Below are 24,093 nucleotides of genomic sequence, written 5' to 3'. Positions count from 1 at the left end.
TCGCGACCAGGTGAAGCGCCGTACGCCCGAGTGCGTACCGCCGTGGCAAGGAGCCCGTTCTGGCTAGTCGGTTGGACCTGCCCACTCCGGTGAAGCTCGTCGTCCTCGCGTCCGGTTCCGGCACGCTGCTGCAGGCCGTGCTCGACGCGGTCGAGAAACCGAACTTCCCCGCGAAGGTGGTCGCCGTCGGAGCGGACCGCGCCGGGATCGAGGCGCTCACCCGGGCCGAACGCGCGGGCGTGCCGTCGTTCACCGTGCGGATGGCCGACCATCCGGACCGCGCGGCGTGGGACGAGGCGATCACCGAAGCCGTCGCCGCCTACCGGCCGGACCTGGTCGTCTCGGCGGGGTTCATGAAGATCCTCGGCGCCGAATTCCTCGCGCGGTTCCCCGGCCGCGTGATCAACACGCATCCGGCGTTGCTGCCGTCGTTCCCCGGCGCGCACGCCGTGGCCGACGCGCTGGCGATGGCCGTCAAGGTCACCGGCTCGACTGTGCATTTCGTCGACGCCGGAGTCGACACCGGGCCGATCATCGCGCAGGAGCCGGTGATCGTGGAGCCCGACGACGACGAAGACGTCCTGCACGAGCGGATCAAGGCCGTGGAACGCAGGCTCCTGGTGGAAACGATCGAAAAGCTCGGCCGGAGCGGGTGCGCGGTCGAGGGACGAAAGGTGAGGTTTTCGTGAGTACCGCACAGGGACAGCGTCCCGTCCGGCGCGCGCTGATCGGCGTCTCCGACAAGGCTGGTCTGCTCGAACTCGCCACCGGGCTGCACGCGGCCGGTGTCGAGATCGTGTCGACCGGCGGGACGGCGAAGGTCATCGCGAACGCCGGGGTGCCGGTGACGCCGGTCGAGCAGGTCACCGGGTTCCCGGAGTCCCTCGACGGCCGGGTCAAGACGCTGCACCCGCGTGTGCACGCGGGCCTGCTGGCCGACCGCGACCGCCCGGAGCACGTCGAGCAGCTCAAGCAGCTCGACATCGCGCCGTTCGACCTGCTCGTGGTCAACCTGTACCCGTTCACACAGACCGTCGCCTCGGGCGCGAGCCCGGAGGACTGTGTCGAGAACATCGACATCGGTGGCCCGGCGATGGTGCGTGCCGCGGCGAAGAACCACAACAGCGTCGCCGTCGTGGTCGACCCCTCCCGCTACGAGTGGGTGCTGGAGCGCGTCGCCGCCGGTGGTTTCGAGCCTGCCGATCGCAAGCGGCTCGCCGCGCGGGCCTACGCGCACACGGCGGCGTACGACACCGCCGTCGCCTCGTGGTTCGCCAACGTCTACGCGCCCGCGGACGACTCCGGCTTCCCGGACTTCACCGGTGCTTCGTGGGAACGCGGCGACGTGCTGCGCTACGGCGAGAACCCGCACCAGAAGGCCGCGCTGTACAAGCACTCGCGGCCCGGTCTCGCGCACGCGGAACAGCTGCACGGCAAGGCCATGTCGTACAACAACTACGTCGACACCGATGCCGCGCGCCGCGCCGCCTACGACTTCGACGCTCCGGCCGTCGCGATCATCAAGCACGCCAACCCGTGTGGGATCGCCGTCGGTGAGGACATCGCCGAGGCGCACCGGAAGGCACACGCGTGCGACCCGGTTTCGGCCTACGGCGGGGTGATCGCGACCAACCGGCCGGTGAGCCGCGAGGCCGCCGAGCAGATCTCCGAGGTGTTCACCGAGGTCGTCCTGGCGCCGGACTTCGACGCCGAGGCACTGGAGATCCTGCGGCGCAAGAAGAACGTGCGGCTGCTGAAGCTGCCCGCGATCACGTCGCCGGATCCGATCGAGTTCCGGCCGATCTCCGGCGGCATGCTGGTGCAGACCGTCGACACGATCGCCGCCGAGGGCGACGACCCGGCGAACTGGACGCTGGCCACCGGCGCGCCCGCCGACGAGCGGACGCTGGCCGACCTCGAGTTCGCGTGGCGTTCGCTGCGCGCGGTGAAGTCGAACGCGATCCTGCTGGCGAACGACGGCGCGACCGTCGGCGTCGGCATGGGCCAGGTCAACCGGGTCGACTCCTCGCGGCTCGCGGTCTCGCGGGCGGGAGACCGGGCGAAGGGGTCCGTCGCCGCTTCGGACGCTTTCTTCCCGTTCCCGGACGGGCTCGAGGTCCTGCTCGAGGCCGGCGTCCGCGCCGTCGTCCAGCCGGGCGGCTCGATCCGCGACGCCGAGGTCATCGCCGCCGCCGAAGCCGCCGGGGTCACCCTGTATCTCACCGGCACGCGCCACTTCGCCCACTGAGGCCGACTCGCCTTTAGCGGGCTAAACGCGATCCGGCCCCGGACTTGCGTTTAGCCCCCTAATCGCGATCCGGGGGTGCCCGCGGGCGTTCCCGGTGCCCGGCCGCGGCCGTCGTGCCATGCTGGCCGCGGATCGCGTTTAGCCCGCTAAATGCGATCCAGGGCGCGCGTCGCGTTCAGCGGGCTAAACGCGACGCGGATGTACGCGAATCGGTAGGGGAGGATCGGTGCACCAGCCGCCGCAGGGGTTCGGCCAGGGGTCGGGTTACGGCCCGCCACCTGGGCAGGGCTACGGACAGCAGCCGGGTCACGGCCCGCCCCAGCCCGGCTACGGTCCGCCTCCCGGCTACGGTCCGCCTGGCTACGGGCAGCCGCCCAAGAAGAAAAAGACGGGGCTGATCGTCGGCCTGATCGTGGGCGGCGTGGTCCTGCTCGGCCTGGGCATCCCCGGCGGCATCTTCGCGTCGGAGTACTACTCATCGGTCGGCGAGGCGCCGGTCTCGCAGCAGCCGCCCGCCGAGTGCCAGGTCTCCCCGGAGGTCCTGAACAAGACGGTCACCACCAGCTTCCAAGGCGTCCGCGAGAACGAGATCAAAGCGGGCAAGACCGTCATCAAGCAGTACGGCTGCTCCTGGCGGCCGCCGGAGAGCGACAACGTCCACGACCGTTCCCTCCAGATCATGGTGTACCGCCACGAGGGGCCGGACGCCGAGAAGCGCGCGGCGGAGTCCTCCGCCGGGTCGGCCGCGCCGTCCGAGCGTCAGCAGCAGGTGCAGGGCATCGGGGAGAAGGCGGTCCTCGTCACCTTGGACACCGACAGCGCCTTCAGCGGCGCCGAGCTCCGGTACACCCAGGGCGTGTACGTCGTCATCGTCACCTACAAGGGCTGGGACAAGGGGTTCTTCACGAACTCGCCGATCCCGCCGGCGGAGTCCGCCGAAGCGGCGAAGTCCGTCGGCACCGAGATCGCGAAGAACCTGCCCCGCTAGCCGTACAGCCCGTTGAGCCAGGCTGTCCACGCCTTCTCGGCCTTGTCCGCGTCGGCGTCTTCGGCGAACAGATGGTGTCCGATGCCGACAGGCCGGCCCCAGACGTTCCGGCCGTAGAAGCGGTACAACGCGTCTTCGGTCCGGACGCCGATGAAGACCGGTGTCAGGTAGTCGACGACCCCTTCGACGCCGAGGACTTCGAGGCGCACCCGGTCGCCGACGGCCGTCGCACCGATGGCCGCCCGCACGGCTTCGAACGCTTCCGGAGCCGTGGACGCTTCGGGCGCGTCGGTCTTGAAGTACTTCGCCTGGCGCCGGTTGAAGTGCGTCAAGTACTCGTCCAACGAGTGGAAGTAAAACGACGTGTGCTGCTCGCACGCGTCGTATTCGACGTCCCAGTCGTCGAGGATCGTGGTGTGCTCATAGCGCAGGTACGTGCCGCCGTCCTTCGGCTCGAGGACGTACTCGAGCGTGTTGAACCAGCCGTGCTCGTCTTCGGCGTAGGTGACGAAGTGCTGTGACGGCTTCCAGACGGTCACCATGCCGCCGTTGGGGGTGAGGCCGGACTCGGCACCACCGTCGCGGGGTTCGTACCGGATCGGCCAGAGCCAGCCGCCGCTGCCCGTGGTGATCGCGGCCCAGGTGTCGGCGGGTGTCGTGGACAGGAAGCCCTCGAAGCGGACCTCGGATTCCTTCGCCATGACTGTTCCTCTCTCGTATGCCTTCATGAGAGCGACGCCTGGCCGGGGGCCGTTTCGACAAACAGATCGCGTTTAGCCCGCTAAAGGCGACGTGGCGCAGGTCACATTCGGAGGAGGTCGAGATCTGGGGGACGGCGGCGTCCCTGGCGTGTCCGCGAAGGCGGCGACCCGAGGAGAGCGACATGCAGCAGAGCACGATCGACGAGATCCTGAACCGCCCCCTCAGCCAGGAGCTCCTGGCTCGTGACCTGGCCCGGCTGGCCTACACCGCGCTCGACGGCACGCCGCGGTCGATCCCGATCGGCATCCACTGGAACGGCAAGGAGATCGTCCTGTGCACCCCGACGAACGCGCAGAAGTTGCCGGCGCTTCGTCGCGATCCCGCCGTCGCGCTGACGATCGACACCGAATCCCACCCGCCGAAGATCCTGCTCATCCGCGGCACCGTCGAACTGGACCACGTCGACGGCATCCCCGACGAGTACCTGCAGTGGAACGGCACCTATGAAATGCCGCCCGAGCAGCGGGTCGAGTGGGAGGAAAACGTGCGGTCGCTCTACGACAGCATGGTCCGCGTCGTCGTGACACCGACCTGGGTCAAGCTCATCGACTTCGAGACCACCCTGCCCTCCGCCGTCGAAGAGCTCCTGCGACGGCAGGCAGCGCGTCAGAGTGCCTGAACCCTTCCGCGCCTGTCGATGAACACGCCTTCGTGTTCTCGGCGCGTTCCTTGTGACGTGGGTTCGCCGCTGCCGGTCCGATGTCCCTAATGTCCCTGATGTCCCTGATGCGACATTGGGGACGCTGACCGGTACCCGATCCGCCACTCGCGAAAGCCGCCTTCGCAACCTTGAGCGTGGCGAGTTTCCAGCCGTGTACCACTAGGTTCCCGGCCCCGGACGGGGCAGGTCCGGTGATCGTTCCCGGCTCGCTTGACAACCGCTGTGCCACCCGGTCTACTGGAGCCATCGAACAAGCGTTCGAAGTGCCGCCTTCCCCGCGGCGCGTCCGGCGCCGTCCACAAAGGACGGTCCAGATGTCGTGGGGAGGCGGGTCCGTTGACAGCGGAGGTGGTCGAGGCACGGGCCTTGCCGTTGGCGAGGCTGGCGGCTTTGCCAGGAGTGAGCACGGCCAGTGGCGTGGCTTCCGCGGCCGAACACGCGAGGACGACGGGAAGGGTGCTCCCGGTGTCCCCGGCGTTGTCCGGTCTGCTGCCCGCCGCGGGGCTCCGGCGCGGGAGCACCGTTTCGGTGCTGGGGTCCACGTCACTGATGCTCACCCTGCTGGCCGCCGCGACCGCCGGCGGTGCGTGGGCGGTCGCGGTCGGCCTGCCCGCGCTCGGGGTGGTCGCCGCCGCGGAACTCGGGGTCGAGGTGGGCAGGCTGGCGCTGGTCCCCCGTCCCGGTGCCGAGTTCCCGGCGGTGACCGCGGCTCTGCTCGACGGCTTCGATCTCGTGGTCGTCGGTCCGGGCCCGGCCCGGCCCGACGTGGCGAGGCGGCTGTCCGCCCGCGCGCGTAATCGTGGTTCGGTCCTGCTTTCGCTGGGTTCCTGGCCCGGTGCGGAGGTCGAGTTGAGTTGCCGTCGCTCGCGCTGGACGGGCTTCGAGGGAGGTGGCGCGGGTCATCTGCGCGCCCGTGAGGTCGAGGTGCGGGCCGGTGGCCGGGGCGCGGCCGCCCGGCCGATGTCGGCCTTGCTGCGCTTTCCCGGCGAGGGCGAAGTCGAGCGAGCCGATTTCCCCGCGACCAGGTGGGGGACGGCATGAACCCACCTGTGCGCATGCTGGTGCTGTGGTGCCCGGACTGGCCGGCGGTCGCCGCCGCGGCCGTCGCGGGCGAACCCGTCGGCCGCCCGGCCGCGGTCTTCTCGGCGAACCGCGTGGTCGCGTGCACCGCGGTGGCCAGGGGATACGGGGTCCGCCGCGGGATGCGGCGGCGCGAGGCCCAGTCCTGTTGCCCGGATCTGGCGGTCTTCGGTGAGGACGACGGCCGTGACGCCCGGCTCTTCGAGTCCGTCGCACGGGCGGTGGAGGAGCTGGCCGTCGGCGTCGAGGTGGTGCGCCCCGGGGTCGTCGCCGTTCCGGTCGACGGCGCGGCCGGTTACTTCGGCGGTGAGCACGGTCTCCTGGAACGGCTGGTGGACGAGGTGTCCGTGGCGGCGGGGGTGGAAAGCCAGGTCGGCGTCGCCGACGGCCTGTTCGCCGCGACGCTCGCCGCCCGTCGTTCGACGCTGGTGGAGCCCGGTAAGACGGCGGAATTCCTGGCGCCGCTGCCCATCCGCGAACTCGACCAGCCCGAAGCGGGCCGGACCGAGCTGGTCACCTTGCTCAAGCAGCTCGGCCTTCGCACGCTGGGCGCCTTCGCGGCGCTTGAAGAAAGCGACGTCTCCGCGCGTTTCGGAACAGAGGGTGTGCTCGCGCACCGGCTGGCACGAGGACGGTCCGAACGTCCGCCGTCACGCCGCCGTCCGCCGCCGGAACTCTCGCTCGCGAAGGCGTTCGACCCGCCGATCGACCGGGTCGACGCCGCCGCGTTCGTGGCGAAAGGACTCGGCGAACGCTTCCACGCCGGGCTCGCCGCACACGGGCTGGCCTGCACCCGGCTCGGCATCTACGCCATCACCGAGACCGGGGAACAACTCGGCCGGGTGTGGCGGTGCGCCGAACCGCTGACCCCGCTCGGTGTCGCGGACAGGGTGCGCTGGCAGTTCGAAGGCTGGCTGAAAGCCAAGGACCGCCCCCATTCCGGGGTGGTGCGGCTGCGGCTGGAGCCGGAGGAGACCGTCGAAGGCCGGTCGCTGCAGCTCGGGTTGTGGCAGGCGGGCGCGGCGGGCGTGCTGCGTCCGTCCACAGAGGACGAAGGCCTGTCCGGTGAACGTGCCGGCCGCGCGCTGGTGCGGGTGCAGGGACTGCTCGGCCCGGAGAGCGTCTTCACCGCGGTGCTCGACGGCGGCCGAGCTCCCGCCGAGCGTGTCCGGCTGGTGCCGTGGGGCGACAGGCGGGAGAAGTCGGCGCAGGCGGACGCGAACTGGGCCGGGAGGCTCCCGTCACCTTCTCCGGCCACGGTGTTCGTGCCGCCGGTTTCCGCTCAGGTACTGGACGAGAACGGGCGCGCCGTGGAGATCACCGCGCGGCGCCGGGTCAGCGCCGTGCCGTTCCTCGTGAGCTTCGAGGGTGAGCAACGCGAGGTCCTCGCCTGGGCGGGGCCGTGGTTCGTCGGCGTCCGGGCCGGGGCGGGGCACGCGCGGTCGGGAACCCGGATGCGGTTGCAGGTGCTGCTGGCCGACGGGGCCGACGCAGAGGAAGCGGTGCTGCTCCGCTTCGAACACCACAAGAATCCGATGTGGACACTGGAAGGGAAGTACGACTGAACATGGACGAGGAGTACACGTGGCTGGTGCGACGTTGGCTGGAGGAACCGGCCATCCCGGTACAGCGTGCCGAGCTGGACACCGCCTGGGCGGCGTGCGTTCCGCGCGCGGAAGTGTTCGTCCCCGCCCCGAGAAGCTCGACCGAGAATCGGTGACCGATGGGCTGGAACAACCCTCCGCGGCCGTGGAAGGACCTCGCCCGCGAGCTCGCCGGCGAGGTCCCGCCCGGTGACGGCGGGGACAGCCCCGCGTGGAGTGCCAAACGTGAGGGTTATCAGCCGCCCGCGGACCTGTCCGGGCTGATCGGTGACGACGACGGGGCCACCGCGCGCCGGGTGCCGTACGCCGAACTGCACTGCCATTCGAACTTCAGCTTCCTCGACGGGGCGAGCCATCCCGAGGAACTGGTGGAGGAGGCCGCGCGGCTGGGCCTGGACGCGATCGCGCTCACCGATCACGACGGCATGTACGGCGTGGTGCGGTTCGCCGAAGCGGCGCGGGAACTGGGCGTGCACACCGTTTTCGGCACGGAGCTCAGTTTCGGCCTGTCCGGGCCGCAGAACGGGTTCGCCGATCCCGAGGGTGAGCACCTGCTCTTGCTGGCCAAGCAACAGGACGGCTATCTGAGCCTCAACCGGGCGATCACCGCCGGTCAGCTGTACGGCTTCGACAGGCAGTCGTTGTCCCCGAAGGAAAGGGCGGAGAAGGGCAGGCCGGTCTACGACCTGCGCGCGGTCGCCGAAGAGGTCCGCGGGAAGTGCGTCGTGCTCACCGGTTGCCGTAAGGGCGCGGTGCGCAAGGCGCTCGTCACCGAAGGCCCCGCCGCGGCCGTCGAGAGACTGAAGGAACTCATCGACTGCTTCGGCCGCGAAAACGTCTATGTCGAGCTCATCGACCACAGCCTTCCCTTGGACAGCACGCACAACGACCTGTTGAGCGAAATGGCCGAGGAGTTCGGGCTCCCGACGGTGGCGACCACGGCCGCGCACTACGCCCGGCCGGAGCGAGCCCCGCTCGCCGACGCGCTCAGCGCCATCCGCGCCCGGCGAGGCCTGGAGGACATGGAGGGCTGGCTGCCCGCCGCGGGGACGGCGTTCCTGCGATCGGGGGAGGAGATGGCCGAGATCTTCGCGCGGTACCCGGGCGCGGTGCAGCGGGCGGCGTTGCTCGGCCGGGAGTGCGCGTTCGAACTCCACCACATCGAGCCGAAACTGCCGCCGTTCGACGTGCCGGAGGGGTACACCGAAGCGTCCTACTTGCGGTACCTCACCAAGAAAGGCGCGAAGGAGCACGAGAAGAACAAGGACGAGGAGTACCGCGAAAAAGCCGGGAAGCTGATCGACCACGAACTGGAGATCATCGAAGAACTGGGCTTTCCCGGCTATTTCCTGATCGTCTGGGACATCGTGCGGTTCTGCCGGGAGAAGGACATCCTCTGTCAGGGCCGCGGATCGGCCGCGAACTCGGCGGTCTGCTACGCGCTCGGCATCACCAAGGTCGACGCCGTGCGCTACGGCCTGCTCTTCGAACGGTTCCTCGCGCCGGATCGCGACGGCTACCCGGACATCGACCTCGACATCGAATCCGACCGCCGTGAGGAGGCGATCCAGTACGTCTACGAGAAGTACGGGCGGCTGAACACCGCGCAGGTGGCGAACGTGATCACCTACCGGGCCCGGTCCGCGGTCCGGGACGCGGCGCGGGCGCTGGGGTACTCGCCCGGCCAGCAGGACGCGTGGAGCAAGCAGATCGACCGCTGGGGAGCGTTGCGCGCCACGGAGAAGGACCACGATCACGACATCCCCGAGGAGGTCGTGGAACTCGCCTGCGCGCTTGAGGACTTCCCGCGGCATCTGGGTATCCATTCCGGCGGGATGGTGATCTGCGAGCAGCCGGTGAGCGAGGTCGTCCCGATCGAATGGGCCCGGATGGAGAATCGCAGTGTCGTGCAGTGGGAGAAGGACGACTGCGCCGCCGCGGGGCTGGTCAAATTCGATCTACTCGGCCTCGGAATGTTGTCGGCCCTGCATTATATGATCGACCTGGTTCGTGACCACAAAGGGGAAGAGGTCGACATCTCCGAATTGGATCTCAAGGATCAGAACGTCTACGAAATGCTCTGCCGGGCCGACGCGATCGGCGTCTTCCAGGTGGAGAGCCGCGCGCAGCTGGCCACCTTGCCTCGCTTGCGTCCCAAGAAGTTCTACGACCTGGCTGTCGAGGTCGCGCTCATCCGGCCCGGCCCGATCCAGGGTGGTTCGGTGCATCCCTACATCCGGCGGAAAAGTGGCCAGGAGAAATGGGATTTCGACCATCCGACGCTGGAGAAAGCGCTGAAGAAGACCCTCGGCGTACCGTTGTTCCAGGAACAGATGATGCAGATCGCCCTCGACGTCGCCGATTTCACCCCGGCCGAGGCGGATCAGTTGCGGCACGCCATGGGGGCCAAACGTTCCGAACAGAAGATGGAACGGCTCAAACGACGTTTTCTCGAAGGCGCCGCGAAGAACGACATCGGGGGAGAGCTCGCCGAGAAGATCTTCGGCAAGCTCAAGGCGTTCGCGAACTTCGGTTTCCCGGAGAGTCACGCGCTGAGTTTCGCCCTGCTGGTGTTCGCGAGCGCGTACTTCAAGCACTACCACCCGGACGCGTTCCTGGCGGGGTTGCTGCGCGCGCAGCCGATGGGGTTCTATTCGCCGCAATCGCTGGTCGCCGACGCGCGGCGGCACGGGGTGCGGGTGCTCGGCCCGGACGTCAACGCGAGCCTCCCGCACGCGACGCTGGAACCCCTGCCGGGAGGGGGAGAGCTGCTCGCCGTGCGGGGTGGCCTGTCCACCGTGCGGATGATCGGCGAGAAGCTGGCGAAGAAGATCGTCGAGGAACGGGAACGCGAAGGCCCGTTCGCGGATCTGGCCGAGGTCGCCCGGCGCGTACGGCTGACCAAACCGCAGGTCGAGGCGCTGGCCGCGGCGGGCGCGTTCGGTTGTTTCGGGGAGACCAGGCGAAGCGCGCTCTGGGCGGCGGGCGCGGTCGCCGGCGAAAGCCTGGAGAAACTGCCAGGGCTCACCACCGGGGTCAAGGCCCCGATGCTGCCGGGAATGGACGAAATCGACGTCGCGGCCGCGGACGTCTGGGCCACCGGGCTGTCACCGGACAGCTTCCCGACCCAGTTCATCCGGGAGCACCTCGACGGACTCGGCGTCGTCACGGCGGCGGGCCTGCGCGAGGTCCCGCACGGCACCCGGGTGCTGACCGGGGGCGCGGTGACCCATCGCCAGCGGCCGGCGACCGCGGGCGGCGTCACCTTCCTGAACCTCGAAGACGAGACGGGGATGATCAACGTCATCTGCACGATGGGGGTGTGGCAGCGCTATCACCGCGTCGCCCGCGGCAGTCCCGCGCTGCTGATCCGCGGTGTGGTCGAGCGCACCGGCGAGGTGGTGAACGTCCTCGCCGAACAGATCCGGCATCTGCCGCTGCGGATCACCGCCAAGTCCCGTGACTTCCACTGAACCCTCTTGACGATCATCGGAAAGTCGTGCTGAAGTTGTTCCAGCGTCGCAGTGCACCCGGCAAAGAGACCGTCGCGGGCATGGAGGCGCCGGACCATGGGAAATCATGGAAACCCCCTCTCGGACGAACGGCCGGTTGACGGCGTTCGGAAATCAACTCATTCAGGTTCACGACTGGCTGCGTAAAGAGCTGGCCAGGCTGCACGACGACCTCGGGTCGGTCGCGGCGGGGCGTGCCGAACGGCTACGCGATCTCCGGGCGCATTGCCTCACCTTCTGCTCGGCGCTGACCAGGCATCACACCGGGGAGGACGGCGGCGCTTTCCTCGTGCTGGCGGAGAAATTCCCGCAACTGCGCCCCGCGCTCGAAGAGCTCGCGCACGACCACGACGTCGTGAGCGGGATCCTCGAGCGGCTCGAAGAGCTGGTCGCCGGTGTCGGCCCGGAGTCGAGTCAGGACGAGATCCTGTATGTCCAGCGGGAACTGGACGGGCTCACGGCGATCATGGAGACGCATTTCCGGTACGAGGAGAAGCGGATCGTCGAGGCGCTCAACTCGCTGGACATGCCGGAGTGGCAGGAGAAGAAGCCGCCTTTCCTGCTCAAATCCCATTAGGACACGATCTGTCCTATATGGGCTTTATCGTTCTTCTCATCGCACCACGACGACTGAGGAGAACTCGATGAGCAACCCGATCCCCGACGGCTACAACTCGGTCACCCCGTGGATCATCTCGCGCGACTCCGCGGGCGTGATCGACTTCCTCGAGCGCGTTTTCGACGCCGAGCCGCTGGGCGAACCGGTGTACGTCGAGGGCGGGAAGATCGGGCACGCCGAGGTCCGGATCGGCGATTCGGTCGTCATGCTGTTCGACGCGCGCGAAGACTGGGTCGACACCCCCGCGTACCTGCGGCTCTACGTCGAGGACAGCGTGGAGACGCAGCGCCGGGCGATCGAGGCGGGCGCCGAAGAGGTGACGAGGCAGACCGAACTCTTCTTCGGCGACCGCGTCGGCCGGGTCCGCGACCCGTTCGGCAACCTGTGGTGGATCCAGACCCGGGTGGTCGACCTCGACTATCCGGAGATGGAGCGCCGGATGAACGATCCGAAGTTCATCGAAGCCATGAACTACGTGGCGAGCGCGGAGATCATCCCGAGCCGCTGAATTCGGTAAGGTGGTGACCGCGACGCGGAGGTGAGCCGGTGGAGCACCACCCACTCCGGGGCAACCCCGGGGAGTACGAGGACAGCGAGACAAGGCGCCCCGCGCGAGAGCGGCATGCTTCGCGTACGGGTCCGCGCGGATGACAGGAGAAAAAGTCACCTCAGCGTCGCTTCTCGAACCCATGCCGGTCTGGCGGTGGCGGGTGGCCCGCTGGGCGACCTTCGACGACTGCGCCGCCGCGCTCGACCTGACGCCCGGTGAACTCTCGTGGTTCGCCGACGCGAAGGGCTGGAACAGGCGGGCGGCCGAGCCGATCCGGCACTACACCTACCGCTGGATCCCGACCGCTTCGGGCGGCGTGCGGCTCATCGAGCGGCCGAAGCCGCGGATCGCCGAACTGCAACGCAGGATCGTGCGGCACGTCGTCGAGGCGCTGCCGGTGCACGAGGCCGCGCACGGATTCCGGCGTGGACGTTCGCCGATGTCCTGCGCCGCGCCGCACACCGGCCGGGAAACCGTGGTCAGGATGGACCTCGAAGGGTTCTTCCCGACGGTGTCCGCGCGCCGGATCTCGGCGCTGCTCGCTCTCGCGGGCTATCCACCCGCCGTGGCGGAGGCGCTGGCGGGCGTGCTCACCACGGCCGTTCCGCCCGATGTCCTCGCCACCGTGCCCGGGGGGCGGCGGGATCCTGCGCGCGTGCGGCTGCTGAGAAACCTGGCGGCCACGCATCTGCCGCAGGGCGCGCCGTCCTCGCCCTCGGTCGCGAACGCGGTCACCCACCCTCTCGACCGGCGGCTCGACGGCCTCGCGTGTTCACTGGGCGCCGCCTACACGCGGTACGCCGACGATCTGGCGTTCTCGGGGGATTCCCTGCCGCTGCACCGGTTGCTGCCCGGTGTGCGGCGGATCGTGACCGACGAGGGGTTCCGGCTGCGAGACGACAAGACGTCGATCGCCGGAGCGCACCAGCGGCAACGGGTCGCGGGCCTGGTGGTCAACAGCGCGCCCGCCGCGGCACGAGCCGACTACGACGCCCTGCGCGCGCTGCTGCACAACTGCGTCCGAACCGGCCCGGAGGAGCAGAACCGGATCGCGCATCCGGACTTCCGCGCCCATCTGCTCGGCCGGATCGGCTGGATCGCCGCGTCGTCGGGGCATCGGGCCGCGAAGCTGCGCGACTTGTTCGGCGGGATCACCTGGGCTTAAGCGGGTATGCGATCCTGGACGGGTGATCGAAACTGCCGAGGACTACCGAGAAGCCGTCCTTTCCCAGCAATGGTGGGAAAAACGCAGTTTCGTCGGCTGTGATTTCACCGAAGCCGACCTGCGCGGGCTGCGCACCCAGGGCTGCACCTTCGACCAGTGCGACTTCACCAAGGCCGACTTCGAAGGTTCTCGCCACGAGGCGTCCGCGTTCCGCTCGTGTACCTTCGACCGCAGCGTACTGGCGAGCACGCGGTGGAGCTCCTGCTCGATGCTGGGATCGTCCTTTGTGGACTGCCGGTTCCAGAAGATCGTCTTCACCGAATGCGATCTGTCGCTGGTCTCGCTCAGCAAGGCGCGTTTGTCCAAAGTGGACCTCGGTGGGCTGCGGCTGCGTGAGGCGAACCTGCTCGAAGCGGACTTGACCGGTGCCGACCTGCGCGGCGCGGATCTCACCGGTGCCCGGCTGGCGGGCGCGAAGCTCGAGGGCGCGGACCTGCGCGGCGCGCGGCTCGACGCCAATGGCCTGGTGCAGGCGAACCTCGCGGGCGTCCACGTCGACACCGAGACCGCGGTGGCCTACGCCGCCGCGCACGGCCTCGTCATCCACTGACCCCGCGTGCGAGGAACGGTCCGTTCCTTGCGAAATTTGCAAGGAACGGACCGTTCATGGCGCTCGCGGGCTAGTCGATCGGCGGTTCGCCCGGGTCCAGCTCGATGAGGTCGCCCTCGGCGAGCAGCTCCTCGATGGACGCCGGCAGCAGATACGCGGATCCACCACCGGGCTGGTTGAACCACGGGATCGCGACCCCGGCGAGAGCCTCGAGCGGACGCTGCACGCGGTACACGTGGTACGGCCGGTTCACCCACTCCGGCACGAGCGAGCGCTCCTCGAACGGCGTCCCGGCCGCGTAGGTCAGGTTGCCGGTCGGGCCGCCGAAGCGGTCCAGCTCGCTGCCCGCGGGCAGCTCACGCAGCTCCTTGCCGCGGAACAGCGTCAGCGGCGGCTCGCCGTTGAGCGGCGAGATCGGCCAGTTCTGCTTGGCGTCGGGCGCCCCGGCGGCGTTCACCGCGGCCGGCGGGCGGGGCGGTTCCTCGCGCCGCATCGGCGGCGGAGGCGGCGTCACCGGCGGTTCACGTCGCGGCGGCGGGGGCGGCGGGCTCGCCAGCACCGGGTTCGGCCGCACCGGGGGCGCGGGCGGGACCGGTGCGGGGGCGGGCTCGTCGTCCACATCGTCGCCGAGCAGTTCCTCGGCCGTCGTGAACGCCGTCTGCTCCTGTGCCGGGATCGACTCCCGCGGCGGCACCGGATGCGAACCGGTCGCGACCTCGGGGGAGAGCGTCGCCAGCACGGGCGGCGCCGGAGCCTGCTCCTCCACGGCCCGCTCTTCGACAGCGGGCTGTTCCTCGGGAGGCGGAGCGCCGTTCGGGTTCAGCAGGACCTTGCCGAGCATGAACGCGGCCGCGTCTTCGGCGTCGCCGAACACCGCCGGGTTGGCCAGCTTCCCGTCGTACCAGCCGACCCGCCAGCCACCGCCGTCGACCTGCTCGACGCTCCAGCCGTGCTCAGTGGAGGAGCCGATGCGGTAGACGTCTTCGGGCACGTCGAGGTCGTCCAACTTCGCCTGCAGCTCGTTCAGCACCGGCACGGGGTGCTCGGCGCGCCGCGGCCGTTCCGGGACCACGCGGCGCGGGGCTTCCTCACGCCGCGGCTCGGGTTCGGGGCGGGACACGGGCACCGGCGGCGGGGTGTCGACCTGCGTGACCTCGTTGTCCGACGGCGGCGGCACGTCCGGCTCCGCGTCGTGGGTGAGGAGGGGCAGCTCAGGACCGGCGTCGGCCTGCTCGACCGGGGTGTAACCGGTGGTCGCCTCTTCCTCGGGGGGCGCGTACGGCTGGTCCTCTTCCTGCCGGGCGTACGCGTCCTGCTCCGCCACGTGAGGCTGCTCGTAGGCGTCGACCTGCGCGGGCCGCGCGTACGTGGTGGCTTCCGGGTCGGCCCTCCGCGGTTCCGGCGCGGGTTCGGCGTGCTGATGCGACGCCTCGTCCTGCCGGGCCTCGTCGGCGTAGGCGTCCTGCTCGGACTCGTGGAACTGCGCCTCGTCGTGCGCGTACGGGTCTTCGTAGCGGCCTTCGTACTGCTGCTCGGCGGCGGCCTCGTGGAAGTCCTGCGCCTGGTAGTCCTGGGTGTGGTAAGTCTCTTCGTACCGCTGGGCCTGCTCGGCCTGATCGGGAACGGTGGACTCGGCGGCGGGGATGGCCGCGGCCGCCGCGATCGGTGCCGCCGCGGCCGCGGCCGCCGCGGCCTGCTCCGGACCCTGCTGGTGCGGCGCCGGGACGGGCGGCTGAGCGGCCTGGTTCGGACCGGGCCCGGCGGGACCGGGCTGTCCGGGAGCGCCCTGGCCGGCCTGCTGAGGCGGCACCGGGCCGTTCTGCGGCGGACCCTGCGGAGGCGGGCCCGCGGGCATGCCATTGGGGCCACCCGGGCCGTTGGGGCGCTGCTGCGGGGGCTGATTCCCCCGGGTGAGGTATCCCGCCGCGGCCTGCAGCGTCGGGGCGTCGACCTCGGGCAGCGTGAACTCGTTCTGCCGGACGTGGTCGATCAGATCGAGTTCCGGTGAGACGCCGTACTCGCGCAGGTAGAAGTTCACGGCGGCGGGCCAGATCCACTGTCCGTCGCTGTGGAAGGCGACCGGGACGGTGGCCTCGGGGGTCTGCGCGAGCCTGTCGATGTCGTAACCGCGTTCGGTGACCACCAGCGGCGCGCGGTCGAGGTAGTCGAGCAGCCTGTCCTGCTCCTCGATCTCCAGGTCGGGCCGGTTGATCACCGGACGCCCGGCCGGGCCGATGGTGTCGAAGATGCGGGCGATGCGGAAATGCGGTCCGGGCTGCTCGGGGCCGAGGCCGGACATGCGCCGGATCAGCCATTCGGGCACGTTCTCCTCGGAGCGGGGGAACATGCGAAGTTCGTCGGAGAGTGCCTGCGGAGGCGGCGCGAGGCGCCACTGGGGCTCGTCGCGGTTGTACTCGAGGTTGTAGCTGGACGGGTGATCCAGCTGGTAACGGGCGTTGAACCAGGTGCCGCGGCCGTCGCGATACATGCCGGCACGGAGCCTGCCGAACAGCGTCGCGATGTCATGGGTCGCGACCCACTCGTGCGCGGTGCCGTCCTCGGTGATGATCTCGCCGGTCATTTCGTGGTACCTGCCGACGGCTCGGTACTCGGCGGTCACCTTCCGCCAATCACGCGGCGCGGCCCGCAGCAGGGCGAGGCCGATCTGTTTGACCAGGGTGTCCTGCTCGGTCGCGTTCAGCTGAGTCGTCGGTTGTGCCACGGTCACATTTTGACCGTATCCGCGCCCGTGTGCACCCCGCATGTGGGTTTTGCCGCTATTGACTCCTCCAGAAGTCGCCCTGACCTGGTGCCGGCTCACTCACCCGGGATACTGACGGCGTGAATCGATCTGCCCGCGAGACCGTGAAGGACGAGGACTGATGGCGGTGGCCGGACAGCGGCGTGACCGTGGGGCACTGCTCCATCACCTGCCGTTCCTGGTGGTGATGCTGGTGATGGCCGTCGCCGCCCTGCGGATCGGCCAGTACCACTGGCGACAGGGAGCCGCGCTGATCGGCGGCGCGCTGCTGCTCGCCGGTCTGCTCCGGGCGGCCTTGCCCGAGGCGAAGGCCGGGCTGCTGGCGATCCGGGGCAAGCCGGTCGACGTCCTGACCTACGGCGCGCTGTCCGTCTTGATCCTGTTCATCGCGTTCACGATCACCGGCGGTCCTCTGTCCTGACTCGGCTCAGGACGCCATGGCGGGGCTGAGCCGGGCTTCGCGGCGGTCCAGGCCGCCGGACACCACGGCCAGCGAGAGCCCCAGGACGGCCAGCGACGCACCGACCCAGTTGGGCGCGACCAGGCCGAGTCCGCCGGCGATCACCAGGCCGCCAAGGTAGGCGCCGATGGAGTTCGCGATGTTGAACGCCGACTGCACGGCGGCGGAGACCAGCGACGGCGTCCCGCCCGCCTTCTCCATGATCCTGGCCTGCATCATCGGGCCGATCATGAACCCGGCGAGGCCGACGAAGAAGATCGTCACCGCCGCTCCGACCTTGCCGTTCGCGGTGAAGGTGAAGATCGCCAGCGCCGAAGCGAGCCCGATCAGCGAGACGTAGAGGCTCGGCATCAGCGCCTTGTCGGCGAGCCTGCCGCCGAGGTAGTTGCCGATCGTCATGCCGACCCCGGCCAGCGAGAGCAACAGGGTGACGTGCGACGGCGAGTAACCGGTGACGTCGGTCAGCATCGGCGCGATGTAGGACAGGCAGGCGAACACGCCGCCGAGGCCGAAGGTGACGATCGCGAGCGCGAGCCACACCTGCGGGCGGCGGAAGGCGCCGAGTTCGCCACGCAGCGACGGCTCGACCGGTTTGCCCTGGTGGGGGACCAGTTTCGCGATCGCGGCCATGGCGACCAGGCCGATCACGGCCACGACACCGAAGGTCGCGCGCCAGCCGACCTTCTGGCCGAGCAGCGTCCCCAGCGGCACGCCGACGACGTTGGCCAGCGTCAGGCCCATGAACATCATCGATACGGCCTTCGCGCGTTCGCCCGGCTTGGCCAGGCTGGACGCGACGACCGCGCCGGCGCCGAAGAACGCGCCGTGCGGCAGGCCGGCGAGGAAGCGGAAGGCGACGCCGAAACTTTGGTTCGGCGAGAGCGCGAAGAGAATGTTGCCGAGCGTGAACAGCCCCATCATCGCCAGCAGCATCGTCTTGCGCGGCAGCCGGACCGCTGCGGCGGTGAGCAGCGGGGCGCCGACGACGACGCCGAGGGCGTAGCCGGAGATGAGGTAGCCGGCGGACGGGATCGACACGCCGAAATCGGCGGCGGCTTCGGGCAGCACGCCCATCATGACGAATTCGGTGGTCCCGATGCCGAAGGCACCGATGGCGAGCGCGAGCAGCGCGACGGGCACGGCTCTCCTTCCGGGGTCGTACTTGGGTAAACGATTACTCACCCCAGCGTCGCGGATGGGGAGCTGAATCGATTTAGGTCTCAAACATAAAAGAAGACAGCGCGTGCGGCCTCGCTGTCCTGCGTCCAGTTCAACCGACTGAGGGGGCCTTTGTCATCCCGGTTTCGGGTGAGGCTGCCCACGCTCGGCGGCGCGCGGCGAGCACTCCCTGGGGCAGCCCGGGGAAGAGCTCGTCGAGATCGTTGCGGCGTAAGGAGTTGTAGCGGGTGGTCCCCTGCTGGCGGCCCATGATGACGCCTGCTTCGCGCAGGGTGCGCAGGTGATGGGTGAGTGTGCACTTGGTCACGGCGACGTCGAAACCGCTGCACGAGATCTCGGTGCCGGAATCGGCCGGACTCGCGCTGTTGCCGCTGGTGGCGACCACCGCCCGCGGCCGCGGCCGTCGTCCTCTTCCGCTGGGGGCTGGCGACCTGGCCGGTCAACCCGCCGATCCAGCACCGGCTGATCGAGCTTTCCCGCCAGAACGCCGGGCTCGTCCTCTCACTCAACGCGTCCGCGAGCTAACTCGGCGTCGGTCTCTTCGGCGTGGTCGGGGGAGCCGTGCTCAGCGGCGGCCCCCGTCTGCTGCCCGAGATCGCGGCGATCCGACCGCGCTCGGCGCGGCCGTGGTCGCGGCCGGGGTGGCGGAGCCGCGTGAAGCAGCCCGCGCTGACCGAATGACGCCTATTCGGCGCGAGTCTGGACTTCGCAGTCGGGGCCGGGGAAGACCAGCCCTTCGTGCCCGTCCGCGAACCGGACGAGATACGGCGGGGCACCGTGTTCACCGCGTACCTCGAGGATTTCGCCGTGCTGTCCGGCCGAGCCGACCGTGCGTCCGTGCACGTGGATCTCGTCTCCGACGGTCGCCTGCATGAGAACCACCTCCGAAGCTTCAAGGTTAGAAGCGTCGGAGCGATCCCGCTACAGTGTCGTCATGATCCTCGAAATCCTTGGAGGCGCGACGCCTCACGTCCGGTGAGCCCGTCGATCCGGGTCCGCACGCCTTCGGAATTGCGTGCGGCCAGAAGAAGGAAATCCCACTCCTGCTGGGGACATCTCGTCGCGGCACCACTGTGGCCGCAGCACGGCGCGAATCTCGGCACCCTCCTGCGGACCTGCGACGCGGTGGGTGCCTGTCTTGCCGTACCGAGGTTTCCCTGGGTGCCGGAAGCCTTGCGCCGCGGGAACACGTTGCGGCGCCCGGCTTGTGTGCATTGGGTTCACGACCCGCCGGGCTGGCTGGCGCGGGAGCGGGCGGCGGGCACCGCGATCGTCGGTGCCGAACTCGCCGACGAATCGGTGCGCCTCGCCGATCTCCCGGCCGCACGGGGCCGCGCGATCGCCGTGCTCGGCCATGAGCGACAGGGCATCCCACCGGAAGCGCTCGAATTTCTCGACACCGTCGTCGAAATTCCGATGGTGGGTACTGGCGCGAGTCTCAACGTCGCCGTCGCGGGCAGTCTCGTCCTGTACAAATTGGCGGGCCTGCTGTGACCGTCGCCGATAGGCTGGCCGGATGACCGACGTACTCGACAAGGTGGCCGGGCGAAGCGGCGAATTGGTGCTTCGACGGGCCGGGGAAGACTTCGAGGTCATCGCCAACGGCGTCTTCCTGATGGACACCCGGAACGGTGAATCCGAACGGTTGCTCGTCTCGGTGGCGGCCGATCTGGTGCCGGGCAAGGCGCGGACGCTGATCGGTGGTCTCGGTGTCGGCTATTCGCTGCGCGCCGCGCTCGACCACCCCGGTGTCGGCGAGATCGTGGTCGTCGAGCGCGAGCCTGCCGTGCTCAAGTGGAACCGCGAGGGGCCACTCAAGGACGTGCATGGCGACGCGTTGTCCGACGAACGGGTCACCGTCGTCGAGGCCGATCTGGTGAAGTGGTTGCGCCGTACGGAAGAACGGTTCGACGCGCTGTGCCTCGACATCGACAACGGTCCTGAGTGGACGGTCACCGACGGCAACGCGAAGCTGTACCTGAACGACGGGCTAGACCTGCTCGCCGCGCGGCTGCGGCCCGGCGGCGTGCTCGGGGTGTGGAGCGCCGAGTCGGTGCCGTCGTTCGCGAAGCGGCTGCGGGGGCGGTTCGGGGAGGTGCGGGAGCTGAAGGTCCCGGTACCGCAAGGAGAACCGGACGTGCTGTGGTTCGCGCGGGTGTAGCGGACGCGGCACGGGACAATGCCCGCTGGTGTGCCGGGCCGGCACTTTCACCGGCCGGGTCTGGAAGTCGGCACACCGGACGCCGCCGCTGTACCCGCGTGGCGCGGCGCGACCTCGGCCGCCGCTGCGCGTCTGGCTGAAATGATCGCCGCATGGAGATCACCACCTGGCACCTCGAACAGACCTCGCCGGACGACCTGAGCGCGGCGAAACCGCCCTCCGTCCCGGTGACGGTCACCCGCGCCGAGCTGGTCAGCCCGGAGTTGAACCGCTACCTCTACACCGCCGTCGGCGGCGACTGGTTCTGGATCGACAGGCTCGGTTGGACGTGGACGCAGTGGACCGAGTGGCTGGACAGGCCGGGCGTCGAGACCTGGGTGGCGTACGCGCAGGGGACACCGTGCGGCTACTTCGAACTCGACGGAGCTACGGATGGCGAAGTCGAGCTCGCCTACTTCGGCCTGATGTCGTCCTTCGTCGGCAAGGGCGTCGGCGGGCACTTGCTGACCGTCGCGCTGCGGGAGGCGTGGGCGCTCGCGGAGCGCTGGCCGGGCAAGGCGACGACGCGCCGCGTCACGGTCCACACCTGCACCACGGACGGCCCCGCTGCGCCCAAGAACTACCAGGCACGCGGCTTCCGGCTGATCCGCACCGAGGTCGAGCAGGCCGAACTGCCCGCCGAGACGCCGGGACCGTGGCCGGGAGCCGCGAAGAAGTAGCTACTTCGCGGGAGCCTTGGCAGCGGCCTTCGCCGCCTTTTTGAACGCCCGCACCTCGCCGAGGGTTTTCGCGTCCACGACGTCGGCGATCGAACGCCGTGAGCCGCGGTCGCCGTACGAACCGGTGGCCGCGCGCCAGCCCTTGGGCTGAACGCCGAGCTGCTTGCCGAGCAACGCGAGGAAGATCGCGGCCTTTTGGTCGCCGAAGCCGGGCAACGCCTTGAGCCGCCTGAGGACTTCGGGGCCGTCCGGCTTGGGACGGCCGGCGGTCCAGATCCCCGCCGCGTCACCGTCGTAGACCTCGACGACGTGCTGGGCGAGATCCTTCACCCGCCGGGCCATCGAGCCGCCGTAGCGGTGGATCGCGGGCGGGACCACGCAGAGCTCGACGAAGGCCTCGGTGTCCATCGCGTAAATCTTCTCGAGGTCGAAACCGCCCATCCGGTCCGCGATCTTCTGCGGACCCCGGAACGCGTGTTCCATCGGGAACTGCTGGTCGAGGAGCATCCCGACGAGCAGCGCGAACGGGTCTTCGGTCAGCAGCCGGTCCGCTTCCTCGTCCCCGACCAGGTGCAATGCGCGCGTCATGCGCCCAGGATCTCACGACCGGGCCGCCGCGCGCCCCCTCATCCGTGCGGATCGACCAGCAGGTCCGCGGCCGCCGTGGTGATGGTGGCCGACACCACCGCAAGCGCGGGGGAGTCGAGTTTCCACTGCTGCCAGAACAGGGGCACGTCGATCGGGTGACCCGGGTCGAGAGAGGCGAACGTGCCGTCCCGCAGGCGGTCGCCGATCTGCGCGAGCGGCACCATGCCCCAGCCCATCCCGGCCGCGACGGCGTCGAAGAATCCTTCGGACGAGGGAACGTAGTGCCGCAGGGGGCGCGCGATCGTGCCGCGCTCGCGGGCGAAGCGGTCCTGGAGATCGTCACGGCGGTCGAAGACGACGACAGGTGCTTCGGCGAGGTCGAGGTCCGTGCCGAGGGCCGGGCTCACGACGGCCAGATAACGCATGTGCCCGAGCCGGTGCACCGAACACCCCGCGACCGGATCGGGTGACGACGTCACGGCGGCCATCACCAGGCCCTCCCTCAGCAGGGTCGTGGTGTGGTCCTGATCCTCGCGGTGCAGTTCGAAGCAGATCTTCTGCTCGGGCGGCACCCGGGTGAGCGCCGGCAGGAACCACGTCGCCAGCGAATCGGCGTTCACCGCGATCGGCAGCCGGACCGGTTCGTCGCCCGCGGTCAGGCCGAGTTCGGCCCGCGTGTCGGCCTCCAGCAGCGCCAGCTGACGACCGAACCGCACGACGGCCTGCCCGGAATCGGTGAGGCGCACCGGTTTCGTGCGGATCAGCAGGACCCGGCCGGTGCGCTGTTCCAGTGCCTTGACGCGCTGGCTGATCGCCGACGGCGTCACGTGCAGGGCCGAGGCCGCCGCGTCGAACGTGCCTTCGTCGGCGACGGCCAGCAGCGTGCGGACCAGGTCGAGGGGCAGATCTGTCATCACGAACGCTAATGTTACGTAAGAATCTTTAGCTGTACTGTTGACTCCTGGATTTCTACCGTGGTCGACATGGGAGACGTTCTGTTCAGCGCGGTCGCCGGGTTCGGCGCGACCATGGCCCTCATCGTCGCGATCGGCGCGCAGAACGCCTTCGTGCTGCGGCAGGGCATCCGGCGCGAAGCGGTACTCGTCGTGGTGCTGATCTGCATCTTCTCGGATGCCATCCTGGTCAGCCTCGGCGTCGGCGGAGTCGGCGCCCTGGTGGGGACCTCACCCGAAGCGCTGACCATCGTCGCCCTGGTCGGTGGCGCTTTCCTGCTTTGCTACGGCGCTCTCGCGGCCCGTCGCGCGTTCAAGCCGGCGGCGCTGGAAACCGGTGGTCCGGAGACCGGCGGATCGCTGCGCCGCATCGTGCTGACCACGCTGGCGATCACCTGGCTGAACCCGCACGTCTACCTCGACACCCTTCTCCTGCTCGGCGCGATCGCGGCCGGCCACGGCAGCGACCGGTGGGCGTTCGGCGTGGGCGCGGTGTCGGCCAGCGTGCTCTGGTTCCTCGCGCTCGGTTTCGGCGCGCGGCTGCTCAGCGGGGTCTTCCGCAAGCCGTCGTCGTGGCGGGTGCTCGACGGCCTGGTCGCCGCGACGATGATCGCCCTCGGTGTGACGTTGGTGATCAGCGCCTGATCACGGCAGCCGGGCCAGCACTTCGGCGCTGAGCACGAGATCGGCCGCGGCCGCCGAGTCACGGATCGTCGCCGACCTCGTCGAACCGGGGATCGCGATCATCGACGGCGACTTCGCGAGCAGCCAGGCCAGGCACACCCGTTGCCGGCTGACACCGATTTCTTCGGCCACGGAAAGGAACTCGCCGCCGATCCCGCGGAGCGGGCCCCACGGCAGATAGGCGAGTCCGAGTTCGGTGCACAGGGCGAGTTCCGGTTCGTGCGCCCGCTGCGCGGGCGAATGCTCGTTCTGCACCGAAACGAGTGTCCCGCCGAGGATTTCCTGTGCTTCCAGTATCTGCGCACTGGACACATTGGACAGTCCGGCGAGCCGGATCTTGCCTTCGCCGGCCAGTTCCTTGATCGCGCCGACGGATTCCGCCCACGGCACGTTCTCGTCGGGTTTGTGCAGCTGGTAGAGCCCGATCGCGTCGACGCCGAGCCGTTTCAGCGAGCCCTCGCAGGCGTTCTTGAGGTGCGTGGGTGTCCCGGTGACGGTCCACGAGCCGTCACCGGGACGGCCGCGGCCGCCCTTGGTCGCGACGAGCACCGCGTCCGAGCCGCTGTGGCCCGCCAGCGCTTCGGCGATCAGCGCCTCGTTGTGCCCGGTTTCGCCCGCGTGCCAGTGGTAGGAGTCGGCCGTGTCGATCAGCGTGACACCGGCGTCGAGCGCGGCGTGGATCGTGGCGATCGCGCGGTCGCGGTCCGGACGGCCCTCGATCGACAGCGGCATCGCGCCCAGTCCGATCGCGCTCACCTCGACGTCTCCGATGGTGCGGTAACGCATGTG

The 24,093-nt window shown here is 69.5% G+C and carries 24 protein-coding genes and 2 pseudogenes; 18 read left to right on the top strand and 8 right to left on the bottom strand.

Going from position 1 to position 24,093, the window contains the following annotated elements:
* Positions 1–71 precede the first annotated feature (71 nt).
* From purN to ACZ6DT_RS27150, 3 genes are all read left to right on the top strand, one after another.
* A complete protein-coding gene (gene purN, locus ACZ6DT_RS27160) occupies positions 72–689 on the top strand; it encodes a phosphoribosylglycinamide formyltransferase (RefSeq protein WP_465600246.1) in 618 nt (205 codons plus the stop codon).
* Entirely contained in the window at positions 686–2,248 is a 1,563-nt protein-coding gene (gene purH / locus ACZ6DT_RS27155; protein WP_465600243.1) for a bifunctional phosphoribosylaminoimidazolecarboxamide formyltransferase/IMP cyclohydrolase, read from the top strand. Before purN ends, purH begins: the two co-directional genes overlap by 4 nt.
* A 226-nt stretch (positions 2,249–2,474) precedes the next feature.
* Positions 2,475–3,236, top strand: coding sequence for a hypothetical protein (locus tag ACZ6DT_RS27150; protein WP_465600240.1), 762 nt, complete (start codon positions 2,475–2,477; stop codon positions 3,234–3,236).
* Here ACZ6DT_RS27150 and ACZ6DT_RS27145 read toward each other — a convergent pair.
* Positions 3,233–3,937, bottom strand: coding sequence for an SRPBCC family protein (locus ACZ6DT_RS27145; protein ID WP_465600237.1), 705 nt, complete (start codon positions 3,935–3,937; stop codon positions 3,233–3,235). The two genes, ACZ6DT_RS27150 and ACZ6DT_RS27145, sit on opposite strands and share 4 nt — an antisense overlap.
* A 182-nt stretch (positions 3,938–4,119) precedes the next feature.
* Between ACZ6DT_RS27145 and ACZ6DT_RS27140 the strand changes: the two genes are divergently transcribed.
* From ACZ6DT_RS27140 to ACZ6DT_RS27100, 9 genes are all read left to right on the top strand, one after another.
* Positions 4,120–4,617: a pyridoxamine 5'-phosphate oxidase family protein gene (locus tag ACZ6DT_RS27140; protein ID WP_465600234.1), complete on the top strand. Its 498-nt coding sequence runs from the start codon at positions 4,120–4,122 to the stop codon at positions 4,615–4,617.
* A gap of 408 nt (positions 4,618–5,025) precedes the next feature.
* Positions 5,026–5,700 carry a hypothetical protein gene (locus ACZ6DT_RS27135; protein WP_465600571.1) on the top strand — a complete coding sequence of 225 codons (675 nt, stop codon included), beginning with the start codon at positions 5,026–5,028 and terminating at the stop codon, positions 5,698–5,700.
* Positions 5,697–7,304 (top strand): DNA polymerase Y family protein, encoded by a 1,608-nt coding sequence (locus tag ACZ6DT_RS27130; protein ID WP_465600231.1) that lies wholly within the window; start codon positions 5,697–5,699, stop codon positions 7,302–7,304. Before ACZ6DT_RS27135 ends, ACZ6DT_RS27130 begins: the two co-directional genes overlap by 4 nt.
* Before the next feature lie 2 nt (positions 7,305–7,306).
* Positions 7,307–7,459 (top strand): hypothetical protein, encoded by a 153-nt coding sequence (locus tag ACZ6DT_RS27125; protein WP_465600228.1) that lies wholly within the window; start codon positions 7,307–7,309, stop codon positions 7,457–7,459.
* A 3-nt stretch (positions 7,460–7,462) separates the two neighbouring features.
* Positions 7,463–10,816, top strand: coding sequence for an error-prone DNA polymerase (locus ACZ6DT_RS27120; protein WP_465600225.1), 3,354 nt, complete (start codon positions 7,463–7,465; stop codon positions 10,814–10,816).
* A 106-nt stretch (positions 10,817–10,922) separates the two neighbouring features.
* On the top strand, positions 10,923–11,432 hold the full coding sequence (locus ACZ6DT_RS27115) for a hemerythrin domain-containing protein (RefSeq protein ID WP_465600223.1): 510 nt from the start codon (positions 10,923–10,925) through the stop codon (positions 11,430–11,432).
* A gap of 67 nt (positions 11,433–11,499) precedes the next feature.
* Positions 11,500–11,982 carry a VOC family protein gene (locus ACZ6DT_RS27110; RefSeq protein WP_465600220.1) on the top strand — a complete coding sequence of 161 codons (483 nt, stop codon included), beginning with the start codon at positions 11,500–11,502 and terminating at the stop codon, positions 11,980–11,982.
* Between the two features lie 181 nt (positions 11,983–12,163).
* The gene (locus ACZ6DT_RS27105; RefSeq protein ID WP_465600217.1) at positions 12,164–13,189 is read left to right on the top strand and encodes a reverse transcriptase family protein; all 1,026 of its coding nucleotides are present in this window, start codon (positions 12,164–12,166) and stop codon (positions 13,187–13,189) included.
* Between the two features lie 22 nt (positions 13,190–13,211).
* Positions 13,212–13,799, top strand: coding sequence for a pentapeptide repeat-containing protein (locus tag ACZ6DT_RS27100; protein ID WP_465600213.1), 588 nt, complete (start codon positions 13,212–13,214; stop codon positions 13,797–13,799).
* Between the two features lie 70 nt (positions 13,800–13,869).
* Here the strand turns inward: ACZ6DT_RS27100 and ACZ6DT_RS27095 are convergent, their stop codons facing one another.
* Positions 13,870–16,527: a TNT domain-containing protein gene (locus tag ACZ6DT_RS27095; RefSeq protein WP_465600210.1), complete on the bottom strand. Its 2,658-nt coding sequence runs from the start codon at positions 16,525–16,527 to the stop codon at positions 13,870–13,872.
* Between the two features lie 154 nt (positions 16,528–16,681).
* Here ACZ6DT_RS27095 and ACZ6DT_RS27090 point away from each other — a divergent pair, with 154 nt between their 5' ends.
* Complete coding sequence (locus tag ACZ6DT_RS27090) at positions 16,682–16,981, top strand: DUF3017 domain-containing protein (protein WP_465600207.1); 300 nt, start codon at positions 16,682–16,684, stop codon at positions 16,979–16,981.
* 6 nt (positions 16,982–16,987) lie between these two features.
* Here the strand turns inward: ACZ6DT_RS27090 and ACZ6DT_RS27085 are convergent, their stop codons facing one another.
* Positions 16,988–18,160, bottom strand: a complete 1,173-nt coding sequence (locus ACZ6DT_RS27085) for an MFS transporter (protein ID WP_465600205.1) — start codon at positions 18,158–18,160, stop codon at positions 16,988–16,990.
* A gap of 130 nt (positions 18,161–18,290) precedes the next feature.
* Positions 18,291–18,551 (bottom strand): annotated as a pseudogene (locus tag ACZ6DT_RS27080) (ArsR/SmtB family transcription factor); the annotation flags it as partial.
* A 4-nt stretch (positions 18,552–18,555) separates the two neighbouring features.
* Between ACZ6DT_RS27080 and ACZ6DT_RS27075 the strand changes: the two are divergent.
* A pseudogene (locus ACZ6DT_RS27075) lies at positions 18,556–18,880 on the top strand (MFS transporter); the annotation flags it as partial.
* Between the two features lie 3 nt (positions 18,881–18,883).
* Here ACZ6DT_RS27075 and ACZ6DT_RS27070 read toward each other — a convergent pair.
* Positions 18,884–19,072, bottom strand: a complete 189-nt coding sequence (locus tag ACZ6DT_RS27070; RefSeq protein WP_465600202.1) for a DUF1918 domain-containing protein — start codon at positions 19,070–19,072, stop codon at positions 18,884–18,886.
* Here ACZ6DT_RS27070 and ACZ6DT_RS27065 point away from each other — a divergent pair.
* The 3 genes from ACZ6DT_RS27065 to ACZ6DT_RS27055 all read left to right on the top strand — a co-directional run bounded on the left by ACZ6DT_RS27065 (position 19,007) and on the right by ACZ6DT_RS27055 (position 21,079).
* A complete protein-coding gene (locus ACZ6DT_RS27065) occupies positions 19,007–19,693 on the top strand; it encodes a TrmH family RNA methyltransferase (protein WP_465600199.1) in 687 nt (228 codons plus the stop codon). The two genes, ACZ6DT_RS27070 and ACZ6DT_RS27065, sit on opposite strands and share 66 nt — an antisense overlap.
* A 22-nt stretch (positions 19,694–19,715) precedes the next feature.
* Positions 19,716–20,360, top strand: a complete 645-nt coding sequence (locus ACZ6DT_RS27060; RefSeq protein WP_465600196.1) for a spermine/spermidine synthase domain-containing protein — start codon at positions 19,716–19,718, stop codon at positions 20,358–20,360.
* 152 nt (positions 20,361–20,512) lie between these two features.
* Positions 20,513–21,079, top strand: coding sequence for a GNAT family N-acetyltransferase (locus ACZ6DT_RS27055; protein WP_465600193.1), 567 nt, complete (start codon positions 20,513–20,515; stop codon positions 21,077–21,079).
* Here the strand turns inward: ACZ6DT_RS27055 and ACZ6DT_RS27050 are convergent, their stop codons facing one another.
* Both ACZ6DT_RS27050 and ACZ6DT_RS27045 read right to left on the bottom strand, forming a co-directional pair.
* On the bottom strand, positions 21,080–21,667 hold the full coding sequence (locus tag ACZ6DT_RS27050) for an HhH-GPD-type base excision DNA repair protein (RefSeq protein ID WP_465600191.1): 588 nt from the start codon (positions 21,665–21,667) through the stop codon (positions 21,080–21,082). It lies immediately after the preceding gene.
* A 38-nt stretch (positions 21,668–21,705) separates the two neighbouring features.
* A complete protein-coding gene (locus ACZ6DT_RS27045; protein WP_465600188.1) occupies positions 21,706–22,584 on the bottom strand; it encodes a LysR family transcriptional regulator ArgP in 879 nt (292 codons plus the stop codon).
* A 66-nt stretch (positions 22,585–22,650) separates the two neighbouring features.
* On the opposite strand from ACZ6DT_RS27045, the gene ACZ6DT_RS27040 reads away from it, so the two are divergent.
* Positions 22,651–23,265: a LysE/ArgO family amino acid transporter gene (locus tag ACZ6DT_RS27040; protein ID WP_465600186.1), complete on the top strand. Its 615-nt coding sequence runs from the start codon at positions 22,651–22,653 to the stop codon at positions 23,263–23,265.
* On the opposite strand, the gene ACZ6DT_RS27035 is transcribed toward ACZ6DT_RS27040, so the two are convergent.
* On the bottom strand, positions 23,266–24,090 hold the full coding sequence (locus ACZ6DT_RS27035; protein ID WP_465600183.1) for an aldo/keto reductase: 825 nt from the start codon (positions 24,088–24,090) through the stop codon (positions 23,266–23,268).
* Positions 24,091–24,093 lie beyond the last annotated feature (3 nt).

It is taken from the genome of Amycolatopsis sp. NPDC041971 (assembly GCF_055588925.1).
The sequence above is the reverse complement of the archived record's forward strand: the minus strand, read 5'-3'. Positions and strand labels throughout refer to the sequence as shown.